Raw genomic sequence first — 15,064 nt, forward strand, 5'->3', positions numbered from 1 at the left:
TTGCATTCTCGCGACGTTACGAGTTGGGCAGTTCGGCCAGCACGTCTGCACGTGCGTCGTCGAAACTCAGAAAGCCCTTGATGGGTAGGCTTTCCGGCGGCGGATCCGGATAGCTCCAGGCGATGTCGTCGACGACATCGCCGTCGATGACGGCCGACCAGTACGTGGCGAAGCCTTTGTAGTTGCAGTAGCTCGATGTCTGCGAGCGCTGCAACAGATCCGTGCGCACCTGCGCGGGATCGACGTAAAGCCTTGGCTGCAGTGCGGTTTCGAACAGGATCACCGTGTCGTGAGTATCCACCAGCGTGGTGCCCGCCGCCGAAACGCGCAGCCGGCGCGAGGTGGGACGGCAGTCGACGCGGTGATACGGATTCGGTGGGTAATGAACGAGTTTGCGGCCTTCCTCCAGCCAGGTGTCGACGGCATCCCACGGCACGCGGACGAATCCGGGTGCCTCCGCCTCCGGTTCGGCGGGTAGGTCGCCCACCTCGTCGGCGCGGAACAGATAGCTCAGCGGGTGGCCCTGCCGGTGCACCATCAGCACCTGCTCGGTGTCGATCACCGGCCGCCCGCCCAGGAACGCCTGGACGCGGCGCGGATGCGGCTCGATGTAGACGACGCCGTCGGGCAGTGGGGGAGCGAACCGCCCCGCCGGATCGCTGCTGAGCGGACCGCGTCCGGCCACCAGAGTCATGGTGCCCAGGTTAACGCCGCCGGCCGGCGCCGATGCCGCGTATCTCGATGTCCGCCGAACGCTTCTTCGGGCCGTCGGTTTCGGCGGTGACGCGGACCGCGAGAGTTTGGCCGGTGTCGGCGTCGACAAAGGACAGCGGCGCGGGTCCGTCCTGAAGGTGGGTGTCGCCCCACTGCACCAGCGACATGAACACCGGCAACAGGTCCTCCCCGGCGTCGGTCAGCCGGTATTCGTCCCGGGCGCGGCTGCCGGGTTCCTGATAGGGGACGCGGGTGATGATCTGCGCCGACTCGAGCTGCTTGAGCGCTCGCGACGCCGCCGGCGCCGAAGTGCCGATCCGCTCCACGAAGTCCTCGAAGCGCGTTGTGCCGAAGAACAATTCGCGCAGGACCTGGAACGTGGTCTTGGTGCTGAGCAGCTCGAGCACCTTTGACATCGAACAGGAGTCGCCGACCGACCACTGCCGGCGGTCCTGCAGCCGTTTCTCGAACTCCACCCGAACTCCTATGGATAACGCTTGCGTTAGTCAGCAGACAGTGATTTGATCTTACTAACGAGACCGTTAGCCAGCAAGACGCATCGCCCTGGAGAGACAAGATGTCGACCGAGAAACTGTTCCTGATTACCGCGCCGGCCGGCAACACCGGGGCGCCCACCGTCGAAATCCTGCGCCAAGCCGGACACCGGGTACGCGCCTTCGTCCATCGCATTGATCACCGCTCCGACGCACTGGCCGCTCTCGGCGCCGAGGTCGTCGAAGGCGATCTGCTGGACTTCCGCTCCGTCAGCTCGGCCATGACGGGTGTCGACGCCGCATACTTCTGCTATCCGATCGCGCCGGGCGCCCTGTTGCCCGCCACCGCGATTTTCGCTCAGGCCGCAAGCGAGGCCGGCGTCGACGCGGTGGTCAACATGTCGCAGATGTCAGCCCGGCGCGATGCGAAAAGCAATGCGGCCCAGCATCATTGGATCGCCGAACGGCTGTTGGACCGTGCGTCGTTCAAGGCCACCCACCTGCGTCCAACCTTTTTCGCCGAGTGGCTGAAATGGCAATGGCAGCGCAACGACAACGAGGGCCTGCTGCGGCTGCCCTTCGGCGACGGGCGCCACGCCCCCATCTCCGGGTCCGACCAGGCCGCGGTGATCGCCGCCGTACTGCAAAACCCCGGGCCGCACGACCGCCAGATCTACCCGCTGGTCGGCGACCACGAACTCGACCACTACGGGATCGCCGAGGAAATCGCCGACACACTAGGCTTACCGGTCCGCTATGAGCCGGTCGCGATCCCCACGTTCGCGGCCGGGTTGACCGCCGCGGGCTTCCCGGATTTCTTCGTGCAACACATCAGCAGCGTCGCCCAGGACTACCAAGACGGCATCTTCTCCGGCGAGAACAACCTGGTCGAGGTGATCGGCGGGCACAAGCCGATGACAGTGGCCGACTACGTCAACGCCAACCGGGCCGAGTTCGACCACGACGGCCGCTTGGTGCGACGGGATCAGCTCAAGGCGAGTTGACGCGCGCGATCGGGGGCGTGTGCGCGGTCCGGTTGAGCCACGGAGTAGGAACGTAGCCATGGCAGGACCGGTCGCGGGCATCAAAATCGTCGAGCTCGGAGTGTGGGTGGCCGGACCGGCCGCCAGCGGCATCCTGGCCGACTGGGGTGCCGACGTCATCAAGATCGAGCCGCCGACCGGCGATCCGGGACGCATGTTCGGCCGGATGCTGGGCTGCGATCTGGGTGTCAATCCGCCGTTCGAAATGGACAACCGCTCCAAGCGCAGCATCGTCTTAGACCTCACCACCGACGAGGATCGGGAGACGGCCTTCGAATTGCTGGACGATGCAGACGTTTTCGTGACCAACGTCCGTCCCGGCGCGTTGCAGCGCCTGGGCCTGGACTTCGAGTCGCTGTCCGCCCGCAACCCGCGGCTGGTCTACGGCCTGATCACCGGCTACGGCGAGACCGGCCCGGATGCCGACCGGGCGGCCTATGACGTGGCCGCGTTCTGGTCCCGCGCCGGGGTGGCCCACTTGCTGACCCGCCCCGGCCAGACGCCGCCGTTCCAGCGCGGCGGCATGGGCGACCACTCGGCCGGCATGACCCTGGCCGCGGCCATCTGCGCGGCGCTGGTGGCCCGCGAGCGCACCGGGACCGGTCAGCTGGTGAGCACCTCGCTCTACCGCCAGGGCGCCTACACCGTGAGCTTCGACCTCAACACCTACCTGCTGACCGGGCAGCCGATCGCCGTCGGGCAACGCGAAACGATGGGCAACCCGTGCATGAACAACTACGCCGCGGGCGACGGACGCCGCTTCTGGATCGTCGGCCTGGAAGGCGACCGGCACTGGCCGCCGCTGTGCCGCGTCGTCGGGCACCCCGAATGGCTCGACGACCCGCGGTTCAGCGACGCGATGGCACGGTTCGCCCACGGTGTGGAGCTGATCGCCGAGTTGGACCAGATCTTCGCGACCCGTTCACTCGACGAGTGGGCGGAGGCCTTCGCTGCCGAACCGGATTTCTTCTGGTCGCCGATCAACTCGCTCGAAGACGTCGTGGCCGACGAGCAATTCCATGCCGCGGGCGGCATCGTCGATGTACCCGACGGCCAGTCCGGCGTCTCGATGGTGGCCACCCCGGCGGATTTCCACGGCACGCCGTGGGCGCCCCGCTCGGCGGCCCCGGAACTGGGACAGCACACCGAAGAGATTCTGGCCGAATTGAAGGGCCGCCGCGACTCCTGACCGCGCGGGAGGAGCTTTACAAAATTCGGCATAAGTGTCACGCTGTGGCTGATGGGCCGCGTCACCCGTTGCGTGAGGCGGCGTCAGCCCGTGAGAAGCCCATGACTAAGCGCTGCAGCTGGATGCCCTAGAGGCGAAGCACTCCTGGGGTGTGGCGGTGAGGAACGGATTTGATGGTCACTCCGACGTTCGACATCGGCCAGAGTGGGCGGGTTGCCGCCACACGATCAACCCATGGCAACGCCGAGTGTCTGCGCTATCGACTGGACGTCGTTGCCGGCAGTGCCATCGACGTCGTGCACTCGGCCGGCGGATGGCTCTACGACCGGGTGATGGCCGGCTGGGAGGCGACCGTCCTGCTGCCGGCCGGATGCGATACCCGGCCATTGCGCATCCTCGGGGTGGGGGTGGACACCGGATCGGAGTTCGTCTCGACCGCGGTGGGGTCCACGAGCCACACGTTGGCGGTCAGTGCCGAGGCGTTCACCGCGGACGCTCGAGTACGTGACAAGGTGTTCAAGTCCCTGGACGACCGGGTGACCGAGGTCGCGCTCTGGGGTGACGGGTGGCCGTTGGGAGTGAACCGCGGAATGACCAGAGCGCAACATGTGCTCAGCGCGGCGGCTCGAACATTCAAAGGCTATGCCCTTGCGGCAGCGGGGATCCCGAGTGCCTTGGTCGAACCGACCGAGGCGCTGCTGTGCGAGGCAAGCTATTCGCGCGTCGATTCAGAGCTGGTCCGGTTCGACTGATGAAGAAGTATTACGGCCACACCCTGCTCTACCTGCACGAGACGATCTCGCTGGGATCCGGGTTGAGCGACCGCTTCACCGAGGTTTTCGCCGACACCTATCAGCCGATGATGGACGAACTCGGTGCCCGGCTGTTCGCGATCTGGGAAGCCACGCCCTACAACGGTCACTGGCCACAGGTGACGGTCATCTGGGAGATCGACGGGTTCGCCGACTACGCGAAGATCGGGACGGCGCAGGCCCGCGGCGGCAGCCACGAGGCGGCGTCCGGTAAGTGGTCGGCGTTTCTGGCCGAGATCGGCGCCTCGGGGGAAGGGCGGATCATGTACCCCGGGCCGAGCAACAAAACCCTGGCCCAACTACGTGAGGCTAATTTCACTGCGCCACTGGTGATTCAGGAAATCATGCAAACCAAGCCGGGCCGTCAAGACGACTACATCCGCGAGCTGGAGCGCCTCTACGTCCCGTGGTCGGAGCGCACCGGGAAACGCTGGTTGGGTTCGTTCACCACCACCTTCCGGTTCAACGAGGTCATCCACTACTGGGCGCTGGACGGCGGCTGGGAATGCTTCGCCAACCACTACCCCTCGTGGAAGGACAGCCCACCCGCCGAGATCGTCACCTGGATGAGCGTGGCACCGGCATTGCGCAACGGCTGGGAGGACTCCATTCTGCAGGCCCTACCGCCCTCTCCGCTGCAGTGAGCGCCTCGGCCGCTGACTTCGCGTACGACCCCTTCGACGCGGACGTCATGGCAAATCCGTTGCCGTACTACCGAACTCTGCGCGATGACTATCCGGTCTACTACATGCCGCAGTGGGATACCTTCGCCTTGTCCCGCTTCGACGACATCTGGCAGGTACTCGAAGTCAACGACGGAACCTTCGTCGCATCGGAAGGCACCCTGCCCCCGGCGGCGGTACTGGCCAAGCACAACACCGGTCCGGTCGAGGATCCGCCGTTGCATCCCTTGCCTTTCCACGCCGTGTTCGACACCGACCTCTACGGCGAGATCCGACGCGCGCACTCGGCGCCATTGCGGCCGAGGTCGGTCGCCGGGCTGGAGGCCAGGATCCGTGAGCTGGCCAACGAGCGCCTCGATCTGCTGTTGCCGCAAGGGTCGTTCGACCTGACCCAGGACTACGGCGGGATCGTGGCAGCCTCGATGGTGTGCGACTTACTGGGAATATCGACCGAACTCGCACCGCAAGTACTGGCCGCGGTCAATGCCGGCAGCCTCACCGCGCCGGGGGAGGGCGTCGACACCGCACAAGCGCGGCCCAACTACCTCGAATACCTGATGCCCGTGGTGGAACGGCGCCGGGCCGGCCAATCCGGCGGCTCCCTGCCGGTGGTCGACGGGCTGCTGGGTTACCGGCTGCCCGACGGCAGCGCCCTTTCCGACGTCGAAACCGCGACCCAGATGCTGTGCATCTTCATCGGCGGCACCGAAACCGTGCCCAAGATCGTCGCCCACGGGCTGTGGGAACTCAGCCGGCGGCCCGACCAGCTCGCCGCGGTGCGCGCCGATCCCGCCGCCAACGTGGCGGTGGCCCGGGAGGAGATGCTGCGGTTCTGTGCGCCCGCGCAGTGGTTCGCCCGAACCGCGCGCCGGCCATTCACCATTCACGGCCAGACCATCGAGCCGGGCCAGCGGGTGATCACGCTGCTCGCCTCGGCCAATCGCGACGAACGGGAGTACCCCGACCCCGACGATTTCATCTGGAATCGGCCCATCGCCCGCTCGCTGGTGTTCGGTCGCGGCCAGCACTTCTGCATCGGCTATCACCTGGCCAGGCTGGAAGTTGCTGTGCTGGTGCAGGAATGGCTGCGACGGGTGCCCGACTTCGAGATCAAGAGCCAGGCCGCCACCCGGCTGCCGTCCAGCTTCCAGTGGGGATGGAACCAGATCCCGGTGGAGGTCTGACGTGTGGTCCTACCGGATCATCGCGCCGTATGAGTTCGCGCGCACGTCGATCGCGGACAAAACCCCCGACGACCTGGCCGATGGTCAGGTGCTGCTGCGGTTCTTGGCGGCCGGGGTGTGCGGCAGCGATCTGCCCGGCTTTCGCGGCGTCAAGGGCAGACTTCCGGGCGACGACGGACCAAGCGCCGCCGAGAAAGACGGCTTCCCGATCCACGAAGTCGCCGGCGAGGTGATCGCCAGCCGGCATCCCGAACACCGTCCCGGCGATCGCGTGGTGGGCTGGGCCTCCGGCTTCGACGGGATGATGGAGCGGGTGATCAGCGACGGCAACGGGCTTGCGCCGTACGACCCGGCACTGACCCCGGCGCAGGCGGTCGGACTGCAGCCCCTGGCATGCGTGCTGTATGCCTGCGAGCAGCTGCCGGAGCTGGCCGGCCGGCACGTCGCGATCATCGGCCAGGGTTCGATCGGGTTGCTGTTCTCCTATGTCGCGAAGGTGGCCGGCGCCCGCCGTGTCACCGGTGTCGACCCCATCGATCGCCGAAGTCTCGCAACCACATTCGGTGTCGACGAGGTGGTGCGCGCCAGCAGCGACCGGTGGGTCAGTCGACTGGCGTCCGCCGACCGCGCCGATGTCGTGATCGAGGCCGTCGGTCATCAGGTCGCCACCCTCGGACATGCGATCGAAGCTGCAGCGCCCGGCGGGACCGTCTTCTACTTCGGCGTTGCCGACGATGAGGCGTACCCGATTAGCATGCGTCTCATGCTGCGCAACAACTTGACCCTGAAATCCGGTGTGACGCTTGACCGGCGGCGGGTACTCGAGCTCGCGGGCAAGTTCGCCGCAGAACATCCCGAGCTATTGGGTTCCTATCTCACACACACCTTTGGCGCCGATGACGTCCAGGGTGCATTCGACCTCGCGTGCCGGCCGGTCGCCGACCGCGTGAAGATCGCGATCGCGCAGTGAGCACGTCCCGGATGCCGCAGGGCAACTTTGCGAAGGCGCTGAGCAAGTCAACCCCGATATGGGGCGGCTGGATCACCGGTCCGACGCTGATCGGGCCGGAGGAATTCGCCCGCGCGGGCTACGACTACGTGGGCTTCGACGCCCAGCACGGCTACCTCGATGACGCCGACATCGCCGGCGTACTGCGGCGCCTCGAGCAGGTGCCCATCGCGACCGCGGTGCGGCTGCCCAACGCCGACCCGGCTCCGATCGGGCGGGTGCTCGACGCGGGGGCCGACGCGGTATTCATCGCGATGATCGAGTCGGCCGACCAGGCGGCCGCGGCGGTGGCCGCGACCCGCTATCCGCCGGTGGGCGTCCGCAGCTTCGGCCCGCTGCGTGCCGGCCTGGGTCTCAACCCCGCCGTCCACGAAGCGCGGGCGAGCGTGTTCGCGATGATCGAAACCGTACCGGCACTAACGAATCTCACCGACATCTGTGCGGTCGACGGCCTGGCCGGGATATATGTCGGGCCCGCAGATCTCGCGATCTCGATGGGCCACGATGTCGTCGGGTCGACCCGGCATCGGGCAGTGCTGGACGCGATCGTGGAAGTCCATCGTGTCGCCACCAAGGCCGGACTGGTCACCGGGATTCATGCCAGCGAGGGCAAGACCGGTCATGCGATGGCGCAGCTCGGCTTTCGGATGATCACGCTGGCCGCCGAATCGGCGGCGCTGCGGCGCGGGGCGATCGAGCACCTACGCGAGGCGACCGGACAGTGACCGACGACATCTCCACCGATCAAGCTGCGATCCGCGAACTGATTGCCGACTATGCGCTGGCGCTCGATGCCGGTGAGATCGACGCGTGCGCGCAACTGTTCACTCCAGATGGGGAATTCATGGTCTACGGAAGGTCTTTCGTCGGGCCCGACGGGATCGCCAAGATGTTCCGCGATGCGCCCCGGGGATTGCATTTGACCGGAGTGTCGCGTATCGACGTCGGCTCGGGCGAACCTGACAGCGCGACCGCGCAATCGCAGGTGCTGTTCGTCAGGGCCAGCGATCTGCACCTGCGGCCCGCGCTGTACGACGACGAACTGGCCCGCCGCGACGGGCAGTGGCTCTTCCAGCGGCGCCGATGCCGATTCATCACCAGTCACGGCCTGTCCGATAGTCCCGAGGTTTCGTCGTCATGAGCGTCGCACTCGTCACCGGCGCCGCGGGCGGCCAAGGTTGGGCCATCGCGAAGCAGCTTCGAGCGCAGGGATATTCCGTCGCCGCCTGTGATCGGCGAGCTGCTGATATCGCCGCCGCGGTCGGTGCGTTGGACGACGACGAATCGATCGCGATCGAGCTCGACGTGACGAGTCCAGAGCAGTGGGAAACCGCCGTCGAAAAGACGGTGAACCGATTCGGACGGCTGACCACACTGGTCAACAACGCCGGCGTGCTGCATCGCGCCGCGCTGGCCGACGAGACGGTCGAGGATTTCGAAAATGCCTGGCGGGTCAACTGTCTGGGTGCATTCCTCGGGATGCAGGCCGCGCTCGGCCAGCTGCGGGAGGCCGACAACGCGGCCATCGTCAACATCTGCAGCACCGGAGCGATCCGCCCTTTCCCCACGCACTGCGCCTACGGATCGTCGAAGTGGGCGCTTCGGGGGCTGACCCAAACCGCGGCGGCCGAATTGGCCGCGTTCGGTATCCGGGTCAACGCCGTGTTCCCCGGACCGATCGCCACATCGATGCTCGATGAGGCCACGCAGGCCCGGTTGACGGCGACGGCGCCGTTCGGGCGGCTGGGTCAGCCCACCGAGATCGCCGACGCGGTGGCCTTCCTGGTGTCGGAGGCGGCGTCGTTCATCACCGGTTCGGAACTGGTCGTCGACGGTGGGCAATGCCTGCAGATTCGATGAAGGCAACGTTGTCGGTCGGCATCATCGGCGCCGGTCCGGGTGGGCTGGCGTTGGGAATTCTATTGGCCCGCGCCGGTTTTCATGACTTCACCATCTTCGACCGCGAAGACGACGTCGGCGGCACCTGGCGGATCAACACCTATCCGGGTCTGGCCTGCGACGTCAAGTCGCACTTGTATTCGTTCTCCTTCGACTTGAATCCGCATTGGTCACGGCTGTGGTCGGGCCAGCCTGAGATCCTTGCCTACTTCGAGCGTTGCGCGGATAAATACGGACTGCGGCCGCACCTGAAACTGCGCACCGAAATCCGCGCGGCGCGTTGGGAAGAGGATGCCCAGCAGTGGTGTCTGACCACCACGGACGGCGAAGAACACCACTTCGATGTCGTGGTCTCCGCGGTCGGTCTGTTCACCCGGCCGCTGTTCCCGGAGCTCGTCGAGCGGGAGCCGTTCTCGGGAACCGTGATGCACTCGTCGCAATGGGACCATTCGGTCGACCTGCACGGCGCACGGGTCGCCGTGCTGGGAACCGGATCGACCGCGTCGCAGCTGCTTCCCGAACTCGCGAAGGTGGCCGGTCAGGTGTATTCGGTGCAGCGCTCGCCGACATGGATTCTGCCCAAACCGGACCGGCACTACACGCGACGGGAGCGGTGGGTCTTCGCCCACCTGCCGTTCGCCAAAAGGCTGTACCGGATCCGGCTGTGGTGGCGCAGCGAATCCAACATCTCGGTGATCGAGCACGGTAGTGAAAAGACGCAGGATTTCACCGCGATCGCCCTTGGCCTGCTGGAGAAGACGATTGCCGACGAGGAATTGCGGCGGCGGCTGACTCCGGATCACCCGATGGGCTGCAAGCGGCTGGTGTTCTCGTCGGACTACCTGCCCGCGTTGACCCAATCCAACGTCGAGGTGGTGTCCAGCCCGGCCCGCTACCTCAAGGCCCGATCACTGGTCACCGAGGACGGCACCGAACGCGAAGTCGACGTCGTGGTGTGCGCGACCGGCTACGCCGCCGCCGACTACCTCGGGCAGCTGGATGTTTCCGGAGAAGGTGGAACGACGCTGCGCGACGTCTGGAGTGATGGGCCGCATGCCTATCTCGGCATGGCCGTTCCCGGGTTCCCGAACTTCTTCATGCTGTACGGACCGAACACCAACGTCGGCTCCAACAGCGTGATCTTCATGCTGGAGGCTCAGGCGCACTACATCGTGCGGGCGTTGAAGTACATGCGGCGCAAGGGCAAGACGTACGTGGCGGTGCGGCCGTCCGCGTTGGCGCGATTCATTGCCAAGATCGACCAGTGGATGGTCGGTACCGTGTGGACGACTCAGTGCAGCAACTACTTCCGCGCGGCGAACGGGCGGGTGGTAACACAATGGCCACGTAGCGCGCGTAGCTTTTGGGAGATGACGCGCAGGTTCAAGCCCGCCGACTTCACGTTCTCCAGCCGCCCGCGCGAAGCCGTGCTCACCGCCGACGACGAGACCGCGGTGGTCAGGCCGAGTCGATGACGGAGTTGGACGGGGCGCGGAGGCTCGATCCCGCACTGCGCGTGGTCGCGACCACCCGCACCGCCTTCTCTCCGGAAGCGATCCAGCTGATGCGCGGACCGTTCGATCTGCGCCGCCGCGATGCCGCACACCTCACCGACCTGCCGGGCGTGCAGATCAGCGAGGACCATGCGGCGGGCGCAGTCCGGGTGCGCATTTATCGGGGCGGTCCGTCACCGGCGCCGGTAGTCGTCTATTGCCACGCGGGCGGATTCGCGCTGGGCAACCTCGACACCGATCACCGGCAGTGCGCGGAACTCGCCCGCCGCGGCCGCTGCACGGTGGTATCGGTCGACTACCGCCTGGCGCCGGAACACCCCTATCCGGCCGCGCTCGACGACGCCATCGCGGTGCTGAATTGGGTGGCCGGCCGTGCGGCTGAATTGGATGTCGATGCCACGCGGCTGGCTGTCGCGGGCAGCAGCGCCGGGGCCACCCTGGCCGCATCCCTGGTGCAGCGTTGCGTGGACGGGTCGCTGCCGCCCGTCGTGTTCCAACTGTTGCACCAGCCGGTGCTCGACGATCGCCCTACCGCATCGAAGGCGGAGTTTCGCACCAGCCCGGCCTTCGACAGCGAGGCAGCCGAACTGATGTGGCGCTACTACCTGGGCGGACAGCCCGCGTCACCGGATACCGTGCCGGCGCGGCGCGCCGAATTACACGGTATGCCAGCAACTTTGGTCACCTGCGCGGAGATCGATCCGTTCCGCGATGAAGCGATCGACTACGCGCTGCGGTTACTTCGCGCCGGAGTCTCCACCGAACTGCACGTGTTCGCGCGCACCTGCCACGGGTTCGATTCGCTGCTGCCCGACTGGTCGGACTCCGAGCGGCTGTTCGCGCTGCAAGGCAATGCCCTGACGACCGCCTTCTACGGCACCTAGCCCGGGCCCGCGGCAAGACATGTTGGAATACGACCATGGCTATCATCCCGCCGGCACCGGAGCAGCTCACCAGCAGCGACTTTCCGGTGCTGTGGCCGGTGGGCACCCGGTGGGCCGACAACGACATGTTCGGCCATCTCAACAACGCGGTCTACTACCAGCTGTTCGACACCGCGATCAATGCCTGGATCACGATCGGCACCGGGCTTGACCCGACCACCATGCCGGCGCTGGGTGTCGTCGCGGAGTCGGGTTGCCGCTATTTCTCCGAACTGCAATTCCCACAACGCCTCGAGGTCGGCCTTGCCGTGACCCGGCTGGGCCGCAGCAGCGTCACCTACCGGTTGGGTGTGTTCGAGTCGAGCGAGGGACAACAGCCGCGGCCGACGACCGCGCTCGGGCATTGGGTGCACGTCTACGTCGACCGCGCCAGCCGCAAACCCGTCGGAATTCCCGACCCCATCCGGACCTTGCTGTCGACGGCCTGCGTCGGCGAATAGACCTCGGCCCGGCCGAGATAGCGCACTGCGCTGGGGCTTTCGCGTACCCCGCTATGCTTCGCCAATGCCTGTTTTGAGTAAAACCGTCGAGGTCGACGCCAACGCCGCGGCGATCATGGCCATCGTCGCGGACTTCGAGCGGTACCCGGAGTGGAGCGACGGGGCAAAGGGCTGCTGGGTGCTCGCGCGCTACGACGACGGCCGGCCCAGCCAGATTCGCCTGGACGCCGCCTACCAAGGCTTCGAGGGAACCTTCATTCAGGCCATCTACTACCCGGGGTCGAACCAGATTCAGACCGTCCTGCAGCAGGGCGAGCTGTTCAAGAAACAGGAGCAGCTGTTCAGCGTGGTGGAAATGGGCGCCTCGAGCCTGCTGACGGTGGACATCGACGTCGAACCGTCGATGCCGGTGCCCGCGCCGATGGTGAAGATGATGCTGAACAACGTGCTCGACCACCTCGCGGACAACCTCAAGAAGCGCGCCGAACACCTGGCCGCCGGCTAGCGACCCCGGTCAACCGAAAACTCCGGCCCCGTCCAGCATTGCGGTCAGCCGCTCCGCCGCGTCGGTGAACTGCCAGACGGTGTGCTCGATCACCGCGGGCGTGTCGCGCCGGCGCAGCGCGGCGATCAACTGCCGGTGATTGTCGACCGCGGCGATAGCCCACTGCGGATCCCCGGCGTAGACCAGCACCGGCATATACCGTGCGGCGTTGAGGAGGAACCAGGCCAGCTTGATCCGCCCGGCGGCCTGGTTGAAGACGCGGTGAAACGCGAACTCGATGCCCGCGATCGTCTCGGGATCGCTGGAGCCGACGGCCGCAACGAGCGAATCGTTGATCCGCTCCAGCTCGTCGATCTCGGTCTCGGTGATGTGATCGGTGGCCGCCGCGGCCAGTTCCCTGGCAATGGTGGCCTGTAGCCAGAAGATGTCGTCGATGTCCTGGCGCGTCAACGGCAGCACCACATGGCCGCGGTGCGGCTCCAGCTGCACCATGCCCTCACCGCGCAGCTTGAGCAGGGCCTCGCGTACCGGCGTCACGCTGACCCCGAGTTCGGCCGCGGTCTCATCGAGGCGTATGAAGGTGCCCGGTCGCAATGCCCCCGACATGATCGCCGCCCGCAGATGGCCCGCGACCTCGTCCGACAGCTGCGCCCGGCGCAGCTGCCGCCGCCTGCCGTGGGCTCGCGTAGATAGAGGTACGTTCACGTCGGTAGCCAGGGCTTTCGGAGGCGTTTTCAGGGAGCTTTCAGGGCGTATCGGGGCTTGTCATCAGGGCAGTAAAGCCATAGTGTGACCCACACAACACTATGTTTTATCAAATATCAACCTGTCGCAAGCGGTGCGCGAGTGAAGGGAAGGTATTAGTTGACCGCGCAACTTGCTAGCCACGAGGCTCAAGCATCGCAGCCGTCACACCCGCACGAGCAGCCGTATCTGGCCCGCCGGCAGAACTGGGTCAACCAGCTCGAGCGGCACGCGTTGATGCAGCCGCAGGCCGTCGCGCTGCGTTTCATGGGTCGGACACTGACCTGGGCTGACCTGCGGCGACGGGTCACTGCGCTGGCCGCAGCGCTGCGCCGTCGAGGGGTCGGCTCCGGCGACCGGGTCATGATCCTGATGCTCAACCGCACCGAGTTCGTCGAGGCGATGCTGGCCACCACCATGCTCGGGGGTATCGCGGTTCCGCTGAACTTCCGGCTCACCCCGTCCGAGATCGCCTTCCTGGTCGAAGACTGCGAGGCGCGGGTGATGGTCACCGAAGCGGTGCTTGCCCCGGTGGCCACCGGCGTCCGCGACATCCAGCCGCTGCTCGGCACGGTCGTCGTGGCCGGCGGCTCTCCCGACGACAGCGTGCTCGGCTACGACGACCTGCTCGATGAGCCCGCGGACGCGGTCGAGCCGGTGGATGTCCCGAACGACGCGCCGGCCCTGATCATGTACACCTCGGGCACCACCGGGCGTCCCAAGGGCGCGGTGCTCACCCACACCAATCTGACCGGGCAGGCGATGACCGGGCTCTACACACATGGTGCCGACATCAGCAACGACGTCGGCTTCGTCGGCGTCCCGCTGTTCCACATCGCCGGCGTCGGCAACCTGTTGGGGGGCCTGCTGCTGGGCCTGCCCACGGTGATCTACCCCCTCGGTGCGTTCGACCCGGGCCAGCTGCTCGACGTGCTGGCGGCCGAGAAGGTCACGGGCATTTTCCTGGTTCCGGCCCAGTGGCAGGCGGTCTGCGCCGAGCAGCAAGCCCGGCCCCGTGATCTGCGGCTGCGAGTCATGTCGTGGGGTGCCGCCCCCGCTCCGGACGCCCTGCTGCGGGAGATGTCGTCGACGTTCCCCGGCACCCAGATCCTGGCCGCCTTCGGCCAGACCGAGATGTCTCCGGTCACCTGCATGCTGCTCGGCGAGGACGCGATCCGGAAACGCGGATCGGTCGGCAAAGTGATCCCGACCGTTGCCGCCCGGGTGGTCGACGAAAACATGAACGACGTGCCGATCGGTGAGGTTGGCGAAATCGTCTATCGGGCACCGACATTGATGAGCGGCTACTGGAACAACCCGCAGGCCACCGCGGAGGCGTTCGCGGGCGGCTGGTTCCACTCCGGCGATCTCGTCCGGATGGACGACGAGGGCTACGTCTGGGTCGTGGACCGCAAGAAGGACATGATCATCTCCGGCGGTGAGAACATCTATTGCGCCGAGGTGGAGAACGTGCTCGCCGGCCATCCCGGCATCGTCGAAGTCGCGGTCATCGGCCGGGCCCACGAGAAGTGGGGCGAGGTGCCCATCGCGGTCGCGGCGATCACCGCCGACGGGCCGCGCCTGGATGACCTGGACGAGTTCCTGACGGAGCGCCTGGCGCGCTACAAGCATCCCAAGGCGCTTGAGATTGTCGAGGCGTTGCCCCGCAACCCGGCCGGCAAGGTCCTCAAGACTGAGCTACGGCTTCGCTACGGGAACGCGGACACAACGCAAAGTCAGGCTACTTCAAGGGATTTCACGGCGAGAGAGGAAGGCTGACAGAAACTGTAACGTTTGCCAGCTGTTGACGAAGGGTTAATTGTGCGGATGCGGTTCACACCTGCTTGGCCATCGGGTACATTCCTGTGGTCTCCGTTACTACTTGCCAGT

Annotated in this window: 17 protein-coding genes; 14 read left to right on the forward strand and 3 right to left on the reverse strand. The window is 66.4% G+C overall.

Annotated elements, in window-relative coordinates; translation table 11 throughout:
- Positions 1–16: 16 nt before the first annotated feature.
- Positions 17–694 carry a DUF427 domain-containing protein gene (locus OK015_RS03495; protein ID WP_268129295.1) on the reverse strand — a complete coding sequence of 226 codons (678 nt, stop codon included), beginning with the start codon at positions 692–694 and terminating at the stop codon, positions 17–19.
- 10 nt (positions 695–704) lie between these two features.
- Entirely contained in the window at positions 705–1,130 is a 426-nt protein-coding gene (locus OK015_RS03500; RefSeq protein ID WP_442791260.1) for a winged helix-turn-helix transcriptional regulator, read from the reverse strand.
- A gap of 161 nt (positions 1,131–1,291) precedes the next feature.
- On the opposite strand from OK015_RS03500, the gene OK015_RS03505 reads away from it, so the two are divergent.
- The 13 genes from OK015_RS03505 to OK015_RS03565 all read left to right on the forward strand — a co-directional run bounded on the left by OK015_RS03505 (position 1,292) and on the right by OK015_RS03565 (position 12,430).
- Complete coding sequence (locus OK015_RS03505) at positions 1,292–2,212, forward strand: NAD(P)H-binding protein (protein WP_268129298.1); 921 nt, start codon at positions 1,292–1,294, stop codon at positions 2,210–2,212.
- Positions 2,213–2,270: 58 nt separating this feature from the next.
- Complete coding sequence (locus OK015_RS03510; protein ID WP_268129300.1) at positions 2,271–3,440, forward strand: CaiB/BaiF CoA transferase family protein; 1,170 nt, start codon at positions 2,271–2,273, stop codon at positions 3,438–3,440.
- Positions 3,441–3,613: 173 nt separating this feature from the next.
- Positions 3,614–4,192 carry a hypothetical protein gene (locus tag OK015_RS03515; protein WP_268129302.1) on the forward strand — a complete coding sequence of 193 codons (579 nt, stop codon included), beginning with the start codon at positions 3,614–3,616 and terminating at the stop codon, positions 4,190–4,192.
- Positions 4,192–4,896, forward strand: coding sequence for an NIPSNAP family protein (locus OK015_RS03520; RefSeq protein WP_268129303.1), 705 nt, complete (start codon positions 4,192–4,194; stop codon positions 4,894–4,896). The genes OK015_RS03515 and OK015_RS03520 overlap by 1 nt, the downstream gene beginning before the upstream one ends.
- 47 nt (positions 4,897–4,943) lie before the next feature.
- Complete coding sequence (locus OK015_RS03525) at positions 4,944–6,119, forward strand: cytochrome P450 (protein ID WP_268132406.1); 1,176 nt, start codon at positions 4,944–4,946, stop codon at positions 6,117–6,119.
- Position 6,120: 1 nt separating this feature from the next.
- A complete protein-coding gene (locus OK015_RS03530; RefSeq protein WP_268129305.1) occupies positions 6,121–7,089 on the forward strand; it encodes a zinc-binding dehydrogenase in 969 nt (322 codons plus the stop codon).
- Between the two features lie 11 nt (positions 7,090–7,100).
- Positions 7,101–7,853, forward strand: a complete 753-nt coding sequence (locus OK015_RS03535; protein ID WP_268132407.1) for an HpcH/HpaI aldolase family protein — start codon at positions 7,101–7,103, stop codon at positions 7,851–7,853.
- The gene (locus tag OK015_RS03540; RefSeq protein WP_268129306.1) at positions 7,850–8,269 is read left to right on the forward strand and encodes a nuclear transport factor 2 family protein; all 420 of its coding nucleotides are present in this window, start codon (positions 7,850–7,852) and stop codon (positions 8,267–8,269) included. The genes OK015_RS03535 and OK015_RS03540 overlap by 4 nt, the downstream gene beginning before the upstream one ends.
- Positions 8,266–8,988 (forward strand): SDR family NAD(P)-dependent oxidoreductase, encoded by a 723-nt coding sequence (locus OK015_RS03545; RefSeq protein WP_268129308.1) that lies wholly within the window; start codon positions 8,266–8,268, stop codon positions 8,986–8,988. Before OK015_RS03540 ends, OK015_RS03545 begins: the two co-directional genes overlap by 4 nt.
- Positions 8,970–10,502 (forward strand): flavin-containing monooxygenase, encoded by a 1,533-nt coding sequence (locus OK015_RS03550; protein WP_268129309.1) that lies wholly within the window; start codon positions 8,970–8,972, stop codon positions 10,500–10,502. Before OK015_RS03545 ends, OK015_RS03550 begins: the two co-directional genes overlap by 19 nt.
- On the forward strand, positions 10,499–11,425 hold the full coding sequence (locus tag OK015_RS03555) for an alpha/beta hydrolase (protein ID WP_268129311.1): 927 nt from the start codon (positions 10,499–10,501) through the stop codon (positions 11,423–11,425). Before OK015_RS03550 ends, OK015_RS03555 begins: the two co-directional genes overlap by 4 nt.
- Positions 11,426–11,460: 35 nt before the next feature.
- A complete protein-coding gene (locus OK015_RS03560; protein WP_268129312.1) occupies positions 11,461–11,925 on the forward strand; it encodes an acyl-CoA thioesterase in 465 nt (154 codons plus the stop codon).
- Positions 11,926–11,989: 64 nt separating this feature from the next.
- Complete coding sequence (locus OK015_RS03565; protein ID WP_268129313.1) at positions 11,990–12,430, forward strand: SRPBCC family protein; 441 nt, start codon at positions 11,990–11,992, stop codon at positions 12,428–12,430.
- Between the two features lie 9 nt (positions 12,431–12,439).
- Here the strand turns inward: OK015_RS03565 and OK015_RS03570 are convergent, their stop codons facing one another.
- Positions 12,440–13,135: a GntR family transcriptional regulator gene (locus tag OK015_RS03570; protein WP_268129314.1), complete on the reverse strand. Its 696-nt coding sequence runs from the start codon at positions 13,133–13,135 to the stop codon at positions 12,440–12,442.
- A 159-nt stretch (positions 13,136–13,294) separates the two neighbouring features.
- Between OK015_RS03570 and fadD5 the strand changes: the two genes are divergently transcribed.
- Positions 13,295–14,953: a fatty-acid--CoA ligase FadD5 gene (fadD5, locus tag OK015_RS03575; protein WP_268129316.1), complete on the forward strand. Its 1,659-nt coding sequence runs from the start codon at positions 13,295–13,297 to the stop codon at positions 14,951–14,953.
- Positions 14,954–15,064: the final 111 nt, after the last annotated feature.

It is taken from the genome of Mycobacterium sp. Aquia_216, from assembly GCF_026723865.1.
GTDB lineage: Bacteria > Actinomycetota > Actinomycetes > Mycobacteriales > Mycobacteriaceae > Mycobacterium.